The 15269-nt window shown below is 69.3% G+C and carries 15 protein-coding genes; 9 read left to right on the forward strand and 6 right to left on the reverse strand.

The window, feature by feature from the left end:
• A partial coding sequence (locus A5713_RS20125) for an LLM class flavin-dependent oxidoreductase (RefSeq protein WP_068098131.1) occupies nucleotides 1–838 on the forward strand: 838 nt, incomplete at its 5' end.
• On the opposite strand, the gene A5713_RS27800 is transcribed toward A5713_RS20125, so the two are convergent.
• Together A5713_RS27800 and A5713_RS20135 are read right to left on the reverse strand one after the other, a co-directional pair.
• Nucleotides 762–1307: a YkgB family protein gene (locus A5713_RS27800; RefSeq protein WP_231980551.1), complete on the reverse strand. Its 546-nt coding sequence runs from the start codon at nucleotides 1305–1307 to the stop codon at nucleotides 762–764. The genes A5713_RS20125 and A5713_RS27800 overlap by 77 nt on opposite strands.
• Before the next feature lie 31 nt (nucleotides 1308–1338).
• Nucleotides 1339–2016 (reverse strand): peroxiredoxin-like family protein, encoded by a 678-nt coding sequence (locus A5713_RS20135; RefSeq protein WP_068098133.1) that lies wholly within the window; start codon nucleotides 2014–2016, stop codon nucleotides 1339–1341.
• A gap of 152 nt (nucleotides 2017–2168) precedes the next feature.
• On the opposite strand from A5713_RS20135, the gene A5713_RS20140 reads away from it, so the two are divergent.
• A complete protein-coding gene (locus A5713_RS20140; protein WP_067919377.1) occupies nucleotides 2169–2786 on the forward strand; it encodes a TetR/AcrR family transcriptional regulator in 618 nt (205 codons plus the stop codon).
• 11 nt (nucleotides 2787–2797) lie between these two features.
• Here the strand turns inward: A5713_RS20140 and A5713_RS20145 are convergent, their stop codons facing one another.
• A complete protein-coding gene (locus tag A5713_RS20145; protein WP_067919375.1) occupies nucleotides 2798–3268 on the reverse strand; it encodes an SRPBCC family protein in 471 nt (156 codons plus the stop codon).
• Nucleotides 3269–3348: 80 nt separating this feature from the next.
• Here A5713_RS20145 and A5713_RS20150 point away from each other — a divergent pair, with 80 nt between their 5' ends.
• The 5 genes from A5713_RS20150 to A5713_RS20170 all read left to right on the forward strand — a co-directional run bounded on the left by A5713_RS20150 (nucleotide 3349) and on the right by A5713_RS20170 (nucleotide 9313).
• Nucleotides 3349–4170, forward strand: a complete 822-nt coding sequence (locus tag A5713_RS20150; RefSeq protein WP_068098134.1) for a mycofactocin-coupled SDR family oxidoreductase — start codon at nucleotides 3349–3351, stop codon at nucleotides 4168–4170.
• Between the two features lie 193 nt (nucleotides 4171–4363).
• The gene (locus A5713_RS20155; protein ID WP_067919370.1) at nucleotides 4364–4576 is read left to right on the forward strand and encodes a heavy-metal-associated domain-containing protein; all 213 of its coding nucleotides are present in this window, start codon (nucleotides 4364–4366) and stop codon (nucleotides 4574–4576) included.
• On the forward strand, nucleotides 4573–6807 hold the full coding sequence (locus tag A5713_RS20160) for a cation-translocating P-type ATPase (protein WP_068098135.1): 2235 nt from the start codon (nucleotides 4573–4575) through the stop codon (nucleotides 6805–6807). Before A5713_RS20155 ends, A5713_RS20160 begins: the two co-directional genes overlap by 4 nt.
• Nucleotides 6808–6938: 131 nt before the next feature.
• Nucleotides 6939–8327, forward strand: coding sequence for an alpha/beta hydrolase family protein (locus tag A5713_RS20165; protein ID WP_068098136.1), 1389 nt, complete (start codon nucleotides 6939–6941; stop codon nucleotides 8325–8327).
• A gap of 176 nt (nucleotides 8328–8503) precedes the next feature.
• Nucleotides 8504–9313 carry a polysaccharide deacetylase family protein gene (locus A5713_RS20170; RefSeq protein ID WP_067919364.1) on the forward strand — a complete coding sequence of 270 codons (810 nt, stop codon included), beginning with the start codon at nucleotides 8504–8506 and terminating at the stop codon, nucleotides 9311–9313.
• 30 nt (nucleotides 9314–9343) lie between these two features.
• Here A5713_RS20170 and A5713_RS27805 read toward each other — a convergent pair whose 3' ends face one another.
• A complete protein-coding gene (locus A5713_RS27805) occupies nucleotides 9344–10204 on the reverse strand; it encodes a pyridoxamine 5'-phosphate oxidase family protein (protein WP_082973059.1) in 861 nt (286 codons plus the stop codon).
• Nucleotides 10205–10341: 137 nt separating this feature from the next.
• Here A5713_RS27805 and A5713_RS29550 point away from each other — a divergent pair, with 137 nt between their 5' ends.
• Entirely contained in the window at nucleotides 10342–13251 is a 2910-nt protein-coding gene (locus tag A5713_RS29550; RefSeq protein WP_068098137.1) for a helix-turn-helix transcriptional regulator, read from the forward strand.
• Between the two features lie 7 nt (nucleotides 13252–13258).
• On the opposite strand, the gene A5713_RS20185 is transcribed toward A5713_RS29550, so the two are convergent.
• Nucleotides 13259–13528 carry a DUF4242 domain-containing protein gene (locus tag A5713_RS20185; RefSeq protein WP_068055712.1) on the reverse strand — a complete coding sequence of 90 codons (270 nt, stop codon included), beginning with the start codon at nucleotides 13526–13528 and terminating at the stop codon, nucleotides 13259–13261.
• 75 nt (nucleotides 13529–13603) lie between these two features.
• The gene (locus A5713_RS20190) at nucleotides 13604–13852 is read right to left on the reverse strand and encodes a hypothetical protein (RefSeq protein ID WP_156751959.1); all 249 of its coding nucleotides are present in this window, start codon (nucleotides 13850–13852) and stop codon (nucleotides 13604–13606) included.
• A gap of 101 nt (nucleotides 13853–13953) precedes the next feature.
• On the opposite strand from A5713_RS20190, the gene A5713_RS20195 reads away from it, so the two are divergent.
• Complete coding sequence (locus tag A5713_RS20195; RefSeq protein ID WP_197516421.1) at nucleotides 13954–15252, forward strand: lipase family protein; 1299 nt, start codon at nucleotides 13954–13956, stop codon at nucleotides 15250–15252.
• The last annotated feature ends 17 nt before the right edge of the window (nucleotides 15253–15269 follow it).

Raw genomic sequence — 15269 nt, forward strand, 5'->3', positions numbered from 1 at the left:
ACATCACCTGGCCGCCACGAGTTGGCTTCCGTCACCGCTGATTTTGGCGGCCGCCATCGCCGGGCGGACGCGCACCGTGCGCATCAGCATCAACGCGCTGATCATCCCGCTCTACGAACCGGTTCGGTTGGCCGAGGACATCGCCGTACTGGACAACATCAGCCAGGGCCGGTTCAGTTTCGTGGCCGGCATGGGTTACCGACCGGAGGAATATCGCGCCGCCGGCAAGGACTGGGCGCGACGGGCCGAGTTGATGGACCGCTGCTTGACGGTTTTGCTCAAGGCGTGGAGCGATGAGCCCTTCGATCATGACGGGCTGCTGATCGACGTCACACCGAAGCCGCACACCCGTCCCCACCCGGTGTTCTTTGTCGGCGGCATGAGTGCCGCGGCGGCCCGGCGCGCGGCGCGCTTCGGGCTTCCGTTCTCGCCACCGATGGCGATGCCCGAAGTGGAAGCGGTCTATGAGCGGGAGCTGCGCGACCGCGGCACGACGGGTTTCGTCTATCACCCCGAGAGCGGAAGCAGGGTGACGCTGTTGCACGCCGACCCCGACGAAGCCTGGTCTTGTTACGGCGCTTTCATCATGAACGAGGCCGCCGAGTACAGCGGCTGGAAGCGCCCGGGGGTTCCGCGGCCCAACGAGGCCGGCGCCACCTCGATCGAGGACCTGCGCCGGCTCAACCATGTCGAGATCCTCACCCCCGCCCAGCTGGTCGATCAAATCCGCGCCGGGAGAAGGGAGGTCGTGATGAACCCCCTCATGGGTGGCCTACCGATCGACGCCGGATGGGCAAGCCTGCACTTGTTGACGGATGACGTTCTTCCCCACGTGTGACGTTCACTGCCGCAAGCGAATCGCCCAGTGTCCATAGTGCGACCCCGATCAGCACCAAGTCCTTGAGCAGGAATTGACCGGGTTTGGCCGAGAGCACGGGAAGGCCCGCGGAATGGGTGACGACCACCCCGGGGGTGGTGAACAAGAAACTCAGCGTCCCCAAGAAGAGCACCACCGCCAGTGCGCTACCGGCCGCCGACACGCGCGGCCATACCGGCCGCAACGCAATCAGCAGCGCCGCAACGATTTCCATCGTGCCCAGCCCTCGCGCGACCGTGGTGGCGCTGACCACGTCGTACATCCAGCTCATCAGCGGGCTGTGTTCGATGAGCACGCGGGCTTCCATTTTCACGTACTTGCCGAAGCCGATCCATGCCAACACGACGACCAGGCCGTAGCGGCTGATGAGCTGCCCGCACCGGGTCAGCCGTTGCGCCAACGGTTTTGCGCCTGGTTCGTTTCCGGTCACGTACTGAGCACGAGCGCGCGCGGCCCCGAGTTCACTCGAGGCCGTTCAGGGCTTCGATGATGTCGGCGACCTCGGTGCGGGTGGTGTAGTCGGGATGGACGTCGATCCACCGGATCGTCCCGGCACGGTCGATGATCGTCACGGTCGGCATCGGCAGCCCGGACGTCCCGTCGGCATTGGCTTCCCGAAGCTCGAGGCCCAGTCCGCGCTGCGCGGCCTGGGCGTCTTCCGACGGTGCGGTGAGTACGCCCAGCGCCGCCGCGACCTGATTGCCTGGGTCGGACAGCACGGTGAAGCTCAACGCGTTCGTCTGCTGCGACGACAATGAGCCGTCTGGTTTTTGCGGGCTGATGGCCACCAGGGCGACATCGCGCTGCGCCAGCAGCGGCACCAAATGCTCCTGGTAGGCGCGCAGGGTCAGATTGCAGTAGGGGCACCATGCGCCGCGGTAGAACACCACCACCGCACTGCGCCCACCGACGCTCTCGGCCAGGGTGGTGGGTTCGCCGCGCACGTCGAGGAGCTGCCCGTCAGGCATCGGGGTGCCGGTCGCGGCGACGCCGGACGGCACGCCACCGTCCCGCAGCCGCGCCTGCTCGGCACCGAAGGTGTCAGCGATGTCCTGGGGCAGCCGGCCTGCCATCTCCTGCTGGAATCGCGCGACCCGCTCGGCGATGGTCGAATGTTGGGTGTCGGCGGTACTGGTCATGAGGTCCTCATCCCTGGCATGTGTGCCGGCTTGGCGCACAACGACTTCCGGCACCGGCTCGTGACATTTGCGACCAGCATGCGGAATGCAAAATGGAGTGTCAACTCCAAAACGGGTAGATTGCGGTGGTCGCTCCGAAGAAAGGGGGCTCCATGGCGCCGGTCCCGTACGACAAATTGACCACGAAGGGCCGCGCGACCCGCGCGCGGATCGTGGCCGCCGCTTCGGAGTTGATGCTGCGGCGCGGTGTCGCGCGCACGACCATCGAGGACATCCAGGAAGCCGCGTCCATCAGCACCTCGCAGATGTACCACTACTTCGCCGACAAGAGCGACCTGGTGGCCGCCGTCATCGACTTTCAGACCGACCGCGTCCTCGGCGTGCAGCACCTGGGTCTGGACCGCATTGACAGCATCGAGGACCTGTCCCGCTGGCGCGACATCATGGTGAACCTGGTGCGGAGCCTGGGGTGCGCCGGCGGCTGCCCGATCGGCTCGATGGCCAACGAGCTGTCCGAGGCGGATCCCGTCGCACGTGCCCAGCTCGCCCGGTCATTCGCCCAGTGGGAGAACATGATTCACGACGGACTGGCCGCAATCTCTGCGCGCGGCGAGCTGGCCGAGGGAACGGACATCGAGCGCGTCGCATTGGCCATGCTCGCCGGCATTCAGGGTGGGTTGCTCCTCAGCCAGGTGCGTCGCGACACCGCGCCTCTGGAAGCTGCGGTAGACACGATGATCGAACACCTGAGGCGCCTGGGCATGCGGTGAGGCTCATGCCCTTATCCGGCGTAACGATCCCGCAACCGGGCCAGCGTCGCCTCGATACCCGCGGCGTTCGCCTTCGTCGCGCCGATCAGGGTGTAGTAGTTCAGCGCGTTCTTGATCGCACCGGCGTCGCGATAGTCGAACGTCTCGGTGACCCGTGTCCGGGTCGGTGACAGCGACTCGAATTCCCACCGCCAGCGGTGGCCCACTGGGTGACGCCATTCGACCAATTCGTCCGGTTTCAGAGCGGTCACCGTGCTGGTGATGCGGTACGGCAGGCCGTACATCCTCATCTTGGTCGAAAACGTCGAGCCGACAGTCAGTTTCGCGGGCGCCTTGATGTTGTCACGCACCGTCCCCGAACCGTCGAGTTCGCTGTGCCGCCGGGGATCGACTGCCATCGCGTACAGCTCGGCGGCCGGAGCTGCCACTTCGACCGACCGGCTCACCTGCCGCGGTCCCGCGTCGACAACGGTGACGTCCACGATGCGTCCCTCCGGTGAGCTGGTAAAGCGAACTCGACGCTACGCTTCGCCGGGGTCATCAGAAAGGACGTCAACAACCGATGAGCCAGTCTTTGCCGGGAAAGGTGGCGCTGATCACCGGCGCCGCGCGAGGGCAGGGCCGGGCGCATGCCGTACGCCTGGCCGCCGAGGGCGCCGACATCATCGCGGTCGACATCGCCGGGCCGTTGCCGCCGAGCGTCCCCTACGATTCGCCCACCCCCGACGATCTGGCCGAGACGGCGCGGCTGGTCCGCGCCGAGGGCAAACGGGTGATCACCGCGCCCGTCGACGTCCGCGATCTGGACGCCCTCAAAGACGCCGTCGATCGGGCGGTCGGCGAACTGGGCCGCCTCGACATCATCGTGGCCAACGCCGGAATCTGCAGTCCCGCACCCTGGGACCAGATCACGGCTGAGGCGTTTCGCGACACCATCGACACCAATGTGATCGGCACCTGGAACACGGTGATGGCCGGCGCCCCCCACATCATCGACGGCGGTCGCGGCGGATCGATCATCCTGATCGGTTCGGCGGCCGGCATCAACATGCAGTCGTTCATGATCCACTACACGGCCAGCAAGCATGCCGTCGTCGGGATGGCGCGAGCGTTCGCCGCCGAGCTGGGCCGGCACAACATCCGCGTCAACAGCCTCAACCCCGGCGCGGTCGCGACGCCAATGGGTACCGGTCGCATGCGCGAGGCGCTGCAGGCGGCCGCCGACACCTACCCGCATCTGCGCGGGCTGCACAAGCCGCTGCTGCCCGAGGGAATCGCGCAGCCCGAGGACATCGCCGACGCCGTCGCCTGGCTGGCCTCCGACCAGTCCCGGTTGGTCACGGCCACCCAGCTGTCCGTCGACATCGGGGTGGGCTACGTCTGATCCCGGTCCGGACCCATCCCGGCCGCGCCTTCGACACCGTCGACCAGGCACAATGGTGGAGTCCTCGTCGCCTCGGCCGGGTCCGGGTCTTTCCTGACGCCCGTTTGCCCCGGCGGCTCCGCGGGGGAATACCGCGGGGCGATGCGCGCGTTGCGGCGAGGCATACCCCACCCGGGTACGAGGAAGGAAGACCATGGTCACGAGCGAATACCGCGTGGACGGGATGAGCTGCGCCCATTGCGAGGCGGCGGTCAAGGGCGAGGTCGGTCGTCTCCCGGGCGTGGAGCGCGTGGACGTCAGCGCCGACACCGGCAGGCTGGTGATCACGAGTTCTCTTCCCATCGACGCGGCGGCGGTCCTCGGCGCGGTCGACGAGGCGGGCTACGAGGCCGTCTTGGTGGCATGAGCGCGGCGCCGGTGATCCATATCGAGCTGGAGATCGCGGGAATGACGTGCGCGTCGTGCGCCGCCCGGATCGAGAAGAAGCTGAACAGGCTCGACGGTGTCGCCGCGACTGTCAACTACGCCACCGAAAAGGCCGCGCTCACCGTCCCGTCGGGGTATGACCCGCAGCTGCTGATCACCGCCGTCGAACAAGCCGGATACACCGCCGCGCTGCCGCAACCGCGGGAGGAACCCGCCCCCGGCGAATCCGTGGACCCCGGCTCCCTTCGCACCCGCCTGATCATCGTGGGCGTGCTCGCGGGCCCGGTCATCGCCATGGCGATGATTCCCGGCCTGCAATTCCGCTATTGGCAGTGGGCGTCGCTGGTTCTGGCCGCACCGGTCGTCGTGTGGGGCGGTCGTCCCTTCCACGCCGCCGCCTGGGCCAATCTTCGGCACGGCGCCGCCACCATGGACACCCTCGTCTCGATCGGCACGCTGTCGGCGTTCCTCTGGTCGCTGTATGCGCTGTTCCTGGGCACGGCGGGAGAGCCGGGCATGCGCGACGGCTTCGAGCTCACCGCCCGGACCGCCGACGGAACCGGCAACATCTACCTGGAAGTCGCCGCGGGCGTGACCCTGTTCGTCCTGGCCGGCCGGTACTTCGAGCAGCGCTCCAAGCGGACGGCGGGCGCCGCGCTGCGCGCCCTGCTCGAGCTCGGGGCCAAGGACGTGGCGGTGCTGCGCGACGGCGCCGAGACCCGGATCCCCGTGGACCGCCTCGCGGTCGGGGACGAGTTCGTGGTCCGGCCGGGGGAGAAGGTCGCCACCGACGGAGTCGTGATCTCGGGTTCCTCGGCGGTGGACGCCTCGATGCTCACCGGCGAATCCGTCCCCGTCGAGGTCGGCCCGGGCGACGCCGTCACGGGCGCCACCGTCAACGCCGGCGGCCGCCTCGTCGTGCGGGCCACCCGGGTCGGCGACGACACCCAGCTCGCCCACATGGCCAAGCTGGTCGAGGAGGCGCAGTCGGGGAAGGCCGAGGTGCAGCGGCTGGCCGACCACATCTCCGGCGTGTTCGTCCCGGTGGTCATCGGCATCGCCCTCGTGACCCTCGGCGCCTGGCTCGCGCTGGGCCCCTCGCCCGCAGCGGCCCTGACCGCAGCCGTCGCGGTGCTCATCATCGCCTGTCCCTGCGCGCTGGGCCTGGCCACCCCGACCGCCCTGCTCGTCGGTACGGGCCGCGCGGCTCAGCTCGGCGTGCTGATCAAAGGGCCCGAGGTGCTGGAGTCCACCCGCCTGGTCGACACCGTCGTGCTCGACAAGACCGGCACCGTCACCACCGGCAAGATGACGCTGGTCGAGGTGATCAGCGGGCCGGGAACCGACCGCGAGACGCTCCTTCGCTACGCCGGGGCGCTCGAGGACGCCTCCGAACATCCCATCGCGCAGGCCATCGCCCGGGCGGCCAGAGCCGAGCTGCGCGCCCTGCCCGCACCCGAAAATTTCGCCAGCCTGGAGGGCAGCGGTGTGCGGGGCGTCGTCGACGGCCACAGCGTCGTGGTCGGCCGCGCCGGCCTGCTGACCGAGCGGGGCGAGCCCCTGGACGCCGCACTGTCTGCGGGCAAGGCGCGGGCCGAGGCGGAGGGCAAGACCGCGGTCGCCGTCGGCTGGGACGGCCGCGCCCGAGGTGTCCTGGTCGTCGCGGACACGGTCAAACCCACGAGCGCCGAAGCGGTCCGGCAGTTCAAGCGGCTTGGCCTCACGCCGATCCTGCTGACCGGTGACAACGGGACCGTCGCGAACCGCATCGCCGGCCAGCTCGGCATCGGAGAGGTCATCTCCGAGACGATGCCCGCCGACAAGGTCGCCGCCGTCAAGCGGCTGCAGTCCGAGGGCAAGGTCGTGGCCATGGTCGGCGACGGCGTCAACGACGCCGCGGCGCTGGCGGCCGCAGACCTCGGGGTGGCCATGGGCACCGGCACCGACGTCGCGATCCAGGCCGCCGACCTCACCGTCGCGCGCGGCGACCTGCGCGCCGCCGTGGACGCCATCCGGTTGTCCCGGCGGACGCTGGCCACCATCAAGGCCAACCTGTTCTGGGCCTTCGGCTACAACGTCGCCGCCATCCCGCTCGCCGCGCTCGGCCTGCTGAATCCGATGCTGGCGGGCGCGGCGATGGCCTTTTCCAGCGCTTTCGTCGTCGCCAACAGCCTGCGGCTGCGCTCGTTCACCAGCGTGACGAACGCCTAGAAGGCCGCGCCCACACGCCGCGACGGCGGCCGGGTGGGTGGGGCCGGTGTGGGATAGTTGTCCTCGACCCACCGCGTTCGAAATGACCACGGGTCCGCCCCCGCGCAGCGACTCAGCAAAGGCAACGACCGTTGGACCAATTCTTCGGACGACTGTCCTTGCTGCATGGCTGGTTCCCGCCGGCCGTGCAGGCATTGACGTTGCTGCTGCTGATCATCGCGATCCAGTGGCGTGCGCGGACCTGGCTCAAGCGGGTGCTGCCCGTGGCCCTGGTCGCGGCCGTCGCGGTGACCGCGCTCGCGTATTGGTACATCACGTCGCTCGGCGTGGCCGGCGACCCGGCGCCGACGGCGCTGTGGGTCTGGATCGCGCTGACCGGCCTGGCCGCCGCGGTGGTGTTGGTGGGCTGGCCGGGTGCACGCTGGTGGCGCCGGGCACTGGCGGCGCTGTCCATACCCCTGTGCGTGTTGTGCGCGGGGCTCGCCCTGAACGGGTGGGTTGGCTACTTCCCCACCGCATTGGCCGCGTGGAATCAGCTGACCTCTGGGCCGTTGCCCAACGAGGTCGACCGGCTGCGGGTCACCGAGATGCAGGTCGCCGGCACCAGGCCCAGCAAGGGCGTGGTGGTGCCGGTCAACATCGACGACAACGCCTCGCACTTCCCCCACCGTCGGGAACTGGTCTACCTGCCACCCGCGTGGTTCAACAGCAATCCGCCGCCTCGGCTGCCGGCGGTCATGATGATCAGCTCCGCCTTCAACACCCCCGGCGACTGGCTGGGTCCCGGCGGGGCCTTCACCGCGATCGACAACTTCGCCGCCGCGCACCACGGGTTCTCCCCGGTCCTGGTGTTCGTCGATCCCACCGGTTCGTTCGACAACGACACCGAGTGCGTCAACGGCAGCCGAGGCAACGCCGCCGACCACCTGACCAAGGACATCGTGCCGTTCATCGTGTCGAACTTCGGCGTCAGCGCCGACCGCGCCAACTGGGCCGTCGCGGGATGGTCGATGGGCGGGACCTGCGCGGTTGACCTGGCCGTCATGCACCCGGAGCTGTTCAGCGCGTTCGTCGACATCGCCGGTGACCGCAGCCCCAATGTCGGCCCCAGGGATCAGACGATCGCCAAGTTGTTCGGCGGCGACCACGCCGCCTGGGCCGCGTTCGACCCGCTTACCGTGATCGCGCGGCATGGTCGCTACACCGGGCTGTCGGGCTGGTTCGACGTCCCGGGGTCGTCGGAGCCGCGCGACGTGGCCGAGGAAGCCAACAGCACCGGAGGCGCTCCCGGCACCGACCCGGCTGCCAACCCGGAAGGTCAGGACGCCGCCGCCAACGCGCTGTGCGCCGCCGCCAGCGCCAACGGCATCGCCTGCGCGGTGGTCAGTCAGCCGGGAAAGCACGACTGGCCGTTCGCCGCGCAGGCGTTCACCGCGGCGCTGCCGTGGCTGGCCTCGACGCTGGGCACGCCGGACGCCGAACCGGTGCCGCTGCCGCCCTACCGTGGCGAATCACGTTAGTTAACAAAATTCACAGCTGACCCATCCGTAACGCCTCCGACATATTCACCCTGCTAGTGGTACGGTTCGCTGCTGATGGCTGCGATGTTCCGCATGACGGGCGACCCCTCCGCGGGTCGGCTCGGTGCCCACCGCGCCGCGGTCCACGTCGAGCCCGTCCCGCCCCGCGCCCCGAGATGAACCGCCGTCAATTCCTGGGTTCGCTCGCCGCGTCGGTCGTCGCCGGCGTGGGCGCCGCCCGCCTGGTGGTCGACCCGCAGCCGCGGACGTTCGCCCAAGTACCGCCGGCTTCGGTCGCGGTATCCGGTCCCGCCGCCCCGACGGCCCTGTTACCGCCTCCACCGCCCGACGCCCGCATCCCGCTGCCCGGCGGCGGCGCGTTGATGAAGATCCCCGGCGAGGGCGATCTGCTGGCACTGACGGTAGACGACGGCGTCAACAGCGAGGTGGTGCGCGCGTACACCCAGTTCGCCAAGGACACCGGGGTGCGGTTGACCTACTTCGTCAACGGCACCTACGACTCCTGGACCGAGAACAAGGAGATGCTGCGGCCCCTGGTCGACAGCGGGCAGATCCAGCTCGGCAACCACACGTGGTCTCACCCCGACCTGACGACGCTCCCGAAAGACCAAATCGCCCAACAGCTCTCCCGCAACGACGAATTCCTCAAGAAGACGTACGGGATCGGCGCGAAGCCGTACTGGCGGCCGCCGTACGCGAAGCGCAACGCCGCCGTCGACGCCGTCGCGGCCGATCTCGGCTACACGGTGCCGACGTTATGGTCGGGATCGCTGTCGGATTCGACGTTGATCACCGAGGACTACATCGTGCAGATGGCCGACCAGTACTTCACCCCGCAGGCCATCGTCATCGGGCACCTCAACCACCTACCCGTCACACACGTCTATCCCCAACTCGTCGACTTCATCCGCGAGCGCAACCTGCGCACCGTCACGCTCAACGACGTGTTCTTGAAGACGCCGTAGCACATTGGCGTCGCGAAAACCGGAGAGCGACTACGGGACCCGGCATTCGGTTACCGCTTCCGGTGTGATCACCACGTACGCCGGACTGGACTGGGTGTAATACCGCATCCGCCGCGCCCACAGCCGGATATGACCCAACTCGTCCACCGCGAACCGCGGTTGCAAGTAGTAGCGCCAGGCGATTCGGGCAAGCACCGCCGGCGGCGGCACGCCCCGCACGGCCCTGGCCCGTCCCCGCACCAGCAGCCGCGCGGCGGTTGACCCGCCCTCGCCGCCCAGCAGCACGGCGACCTGCGGGCACACTTGCACATTGCGCACCGTCCAGGACGACGCAGAGGTGGTGGCATACCAGCGGCCACCGTGCGCGACGAACCACAACGGAACCGCGAATGGTGTGCCCTTGGGCGAGCGGGTGGCCAGGAGCATGACCCACGAATTGCGCACGGCCGCCTCAACATTCGGAGACCGGGCGGGGCGAACAGCGTCGTGCCCGTCGGCCACCGGAGCGGATGCCCGCGCGGGAGCCGGCGGTGTCGGCGGTGTCGGCACCTCACGAAGCGAGCCGTAGTCCCAGGCAACGACCCGCGTGGGCACGACCCGATAGGTGCGATCTCCGATGGCCTCGGCCGTCCCCCGGACGGCCAACGAACGCAGCCGGAACCACTGTGGACCGTCGTCGGCGACCACGACGACATTGCGATCGGCAAGCTCCGGGCCGCCGTCCGGGATTCGGACGATGCGCGGCGACAACGCGGGATCGGCAGGCTCGTCCAGCCTGACGGTGGCCGGCAGTACGACGATCTCGTCGTCCACGGTGGCGGCCAACGCCGCCCGCGGCGGACACAGCGCCAGGTCCGCCACCGCGCTCGCATCGACGTCTCGAGTGATCACGAAGTGCCCTCCCGACAACAGCGCCTCAGACGCACAGTATGCGCGACACCGGGCGGCACGACGCTGACGCGGGCGTGGCCGTCGATAGTCAGAACTGACTATCGACCCGTCCCGATCGCCGCGGCTACCTTGAGACCATGGCGCAGTGGGTGCCGCCCCCGCTCCCGGCCGAATTGATCGCTCGTCGCCGGGGTCCGCTCGTGGGTCGCGACGCGGAACTCGCGGTGTTCGAACAGGCCTGGGAGCGGGTCGAGCGGGGCAATCGCCAGGCGATCTTCGTCGGGGGCGAGCCCGGGGCCGGTAAGACGCGCCTGGCCGCGGAGGTGGCCGGAACGCTGCACGACCACGGCGTCGCGGTGCTGGTGGGTAGTTCGACCGCCGACGAGGATCTGCCCTACGCGCCGTTCGCCGAAGCGCTCGACCGGCTGCTGATCGCCGGTCCGCCGGGCGCCATGGCCGAAGCGCTCGGCGACGCGGCGCCGCAGCTGCGGCGGCTGTCGTCGCACGTGGTTCGGCATTTGCCCGCCGCAGGCCCGGCCCCGGACGCCGGTTCGCAGCGGCACGCCCTCTTCGACGCGTTGACCGGCTTCCTGCGGCGGCTGGCAGTCGATCGACCGATCGCGCTCATCCTCGACGACCTGCACTGGGCGCAGCTTCCCACGCTCGCGCTGCTCGAGCACGTGCTGGTCGGGTGCGCCGATGTGCGCGCGCTGGTGGTGGTCACGTTCCGCACGACCGAGCCCGACCGGTCCGCCGATCTGGCCACCCGGCTGGCCGAACTGCACCGGTTCGACGGGGTGCGGCGGCTGGACCTTCCGGGCCTGGACACGGAGGCGATCGCCGAGTTCGTGGCGCGCACACAGCAACTCGCCCCCGCGTCGGCGCGTACGGCCGCCGCCCTGCTGCGCGAGAGGACCGGCGGCAATCCGTTCTTCCTGACCGAACTCGTCAACGAGCTCGAAATCCGCGGCGGCCTCGCCACGTTGGGCACGCAGCACACCGTCCCCGCGTCGATCGGCGACGCCATCGCCCGCCGCCTCGCCGGACTGGGCACAGGCGTGCGTGCGGTCATCGAGCAGGCGGCGGTGCTGGGCCAGACGTTCGACCTGCCGGCGTTGATCTCGACGTGCGGGCCGGAGCCCGCCGGAACGCTGGCGGCTGTCGATTCGGCCGAGGCCGTGGGGTTGGTGCGCGCCGTTCACGACTCCGACGGTGAATTCGCCTTCGTGCACGCGCTGACCCGGGAAGCGGTGCTCGGCGGGATGGCCGCATCGCGGCTGCGGGTCATGCACGCGCGCGCGGCCGAGGCGCTCGAGGGCCGCGGCGACCCGGCGCTAGTTCCGCGCCTGGCCAACCACTACCTGCGCGCGCACGTGCTGGGCTACCACGAGCAGGCGTTGCGGTACGCGCGTCAGGCGGCCCGGATGGCCGAGCAGAGCCTGGCCTATGAGGACGCGGCCAAGTGGTTCGAGCGGGCCGCCTCGCTTCCCGAGCTCAGCCTGGCCGAGCGGGCCAGGCTGCAGCTCGACGCGGCCGCCAACCACGTGCGCGGCGGCTCGTTCGCGCGGGCACGGGCCATCTACGAGCGCATCGGCGCGACCGACGACCCGCTCATGCGCCTGGAGGCGGCCGTCGGCTACGAAGAGGCCAATTGGCGCCCGGGCCAATCGACTTCGAAGGCCGCCGACTTGTTGGCGTCGGCTCTGGAGTCGTGCGGGCTGCGCGCGGAGGACCCGCGCTATGTGCAGGCGCTCGGCAGCTTCGGCCGGGCGTTGGCCTTCGCCGGCGTGGCGCCGCGGGCGCGCGAGGTCGGCGCCGACGCCATCGAGCGCGCGCGGGCCGGCGGCGACCCGGCGGTCCTGCTGCACACGCTGAAAACCAGCCTGTGGCAGGGCCTCACCCCGGAGATGAGTGAGATCCAGGCCGAGCGCGCGGCCGAGGTGTCCCGCATGGCGCTATCGCGCCGCGACTACGAGTCATTGGGCGCGGCATCGCATTTCCACGCCCAGGTCAGCTACCTGGCCGGCCGGCCTGAAGGCCTCGCCGCCGCGACCGCCGACATGCGGCGAGCGGCACAAAGCTGCGGTCAACCCGCCTTCGGCTTCGTCGGCGCGTGCATCGAGCAGGCGCTGGCCTACCTGCGCGGCGACTTCCCCGGCGCCGAACGATGGGCCGACATCGCCTTGCGCACAGGCGATTTGTTCGGCGCCGACGACACCGAGGGCTCCAACGGGGTCCAGATGTTCATGATCCGCCGCGAGACCGGCGATTTGAAGAGGTTCGGCGGGTTCATCGACGGCAGCGAGACGTTCGCCGGCCGCTGGGTGCCCGGGCTGCTCGCCCTGTACACCGAGCTGCAGTGCGAGCGCGGCATGACCCGCGCGCTCGACCAACTGCTCAACCGCAACCTGGGCGAGCGCCTCGAGGATGCGCAGTGGCCGATGGAGCTCGCGTTCATGGTCGAGGCTGCGCTGCGGCTTACCCGCCTCGACGCGGTCCGCACGCTGCGCCCGTTCGCCGGGCGGTACGCCGGAAAGAACCTGGTGGCCGGGCAGTTCGTCGCGCTGTTCGGCAGCGCGGACCGGTACCTGGCCCGCATGGCGGCGCTCTGCGGGGACCACGCGGCGGCCGACCGTCACTTCGCCGTGGCGATCGAGATGGACCGGCGGATGGGTTCGGTGGTCCACATCAGCGAGACGCTGGCCCGGCACGCGCTGTTCGCCGCGGCATGCGGACACGCCGACGATGCCCGGCGCCTGGCCGGGGAGGCGCGCGCCATCGCCGGTGCGATCGGCCAGACCCGGGTCGTCGACCTGGCGGATTCGGTGCTCACCGCGCCTCCCGTGGGGCCCGACGGTCTGACGGAACGGGAGGTCGAGGTGCTGCGGCTGCTGGCTGAGGGGTTGAGCAACCGCGCGATCGGCGAGCGCCTTTTCATCAGCACCAACACCGCGGCCAACCATGTGCGCAACATCCTGATCAAGACGGGGGCGGCCAACCGCACACAGGCGGCGATGTACGCCGCCGATCACGAACTCCTGGGGTAGCGCCGCGTCAGATGTCGGACAGGGCCCCGTCCGGCATCAGGCGGTCTTTCACTTCGACGACGGCGTCGGCGGGCAGGCCCGCGCGGGCGGCCGCGGACCTGATGGCCTCCGGCGACGGCGCCTCGTAGAGGCAGTACGTCTTCCGCTTGTCCGCCGACAGGAACGAATACATCCACCGAACGCCCTCCAGGTCGTTGATCCGGTTGATACCGTCGGCAACCTCGAGGCTCGGTTCCAAGTCCTCGGCGAAGTTGCGCTCGACCATGAAGATGGGCACGGCGGACTCCTGTCACTGTCTTGGGTCAGCCTAAGCCGTCGACGACGCTGAAGGCACGGGAATTCCCGGCGGGCGTCACTCCCCCGCCGTCTCGGCCTGACCGGCGAGCAACGCCTGCAACGTCTCGCGCAATTCGGCCAGCCGCCGTCGCCCCAGGATCCGCTCCCATCGACTCTCCAAATCAACTGCGCTGGAACGCATTACACGTAGGGCACGGCGACCGCGCGGCGTGAGCTCGATGATCCGGCTTCGCGTGTCCTGCGGGTTGGGCTCCCGGGTGACGCATCCCCCGCCTTCGACGGCCCTGGACGCCACCGACACCATCTGGCGCTTCTTCGCCGCCAACCATCGTTAGGGCGCGCCGATTCTCTGAACTCCTAGAGAATGCCCTTCCGCCGGCGGCCCCCGGTTGTTACCGTTCCGTGATGCGCCGGGTTGGGGGAGCTTTCGCCGTCCTACTGATCATCGCCTCGGCTCTGACCGGCCTGCCGAATGCGGGCAGCGCCCACGCCGACGGCGGGGACGAACCGCAATACGCGCAGTTCTACACGCCGCCCGACCCATTGCCGCCCGGCCAACCGGGCGACCTGATCCGCACCGAGCCGTCACGACTGGTGCTGGAGCCGTCGGGCCAGCTGGGCGCCATCATGGCCACCGGTACACGAATCATGTACCGCAGCACCGATACCCGGGGCAACCCAATCGCTGTCACCGGCACCTACTTCGAGCCCTACAACGACTGGCCGGGCCGCGGACCGCGTCCCTTGATCAGTTACGCGCCGGGCACCCAGGGCCAGGGCAATCAGTGCGCCCCCTCGCGAATGTTCAACCAGGGCATCCACTATTCGGGCGGCTGGGACATCATGTTCAACTACGAGGAGCTGTTCGTCGCGACCATGGTTGCCCGTGGCTTCGCCATCGTGATGACGGACTACGAAGGGCTCGGCACCACGTCCATGCACACCTACGTGGGCCGCGTGGCCGAGGGACAGGCCGTGCTCGACGCCGCCCGGGCCGCCATGAAGCTGCCCGGGGCGTCGCTGGATCCCCATGGGCCGGTGGCTTTTTGGGGCTACTCACAGGGTGGCGGCGCGACGGCGTCGGCGGCTGAGCTGGCGTCGGCCTATGCTCCTGACCTCCATATCGTGGGTACCTACGCCGGGGCGCCGCCGGCCAACCTCAAGGAGCTCCTGCCGTATGCGGACGGCAGTGCCCTGGTCGGCGTCGTCGGGTACGCGCTCAACAGCGTCATGGCCGCCTATCCGGAGTTCGCCGACGTCATCCGTTCCAAGATGACCCCCAGGGGGCTGGCGATGCTCGAATCGGTCTCACGCCAGTGCGTCGGTCAGACCTTGCTGGACTTCATGTTTCGCCACATCCAGCCCTACTTCACCGAAGACATCAATCAACTGGTCAACGAGGAGCCGTTCAACACCATGTTCGAAGACCAGCGGATCGGGCGCTACAAGCCCGACGCCCCGGTATTGATCGACAGCAACCGCTACGACCCGCTGGTGCCCTGGACGGCCGCCAATCAACTCGGTCGCGACTGGTGCGCCCAGGGCGCCGACGTGGAATTCCGCACCAACGAGGAGCCGCCGTTCCTCAACAAGCTCGTGATCAACCATGCCCTGCCGATGCTCGTCGACGGTGAACCGGCCATGCAATGGATCGCCGCCCGCTTCAACGGAGAACCGACCGCGCCCAACTGCGGTCAGTTTTAGGTTGAGCCCATCGCAGC

It is taken from the genome of Mycobacterium sp. E2497, assembly GCF_001668695.1.
GTDB lineage: Bacteria > Actinomycetota > Actinomycetes > Mycobacteriales > Mycobacteriaceae > Mycobacterium.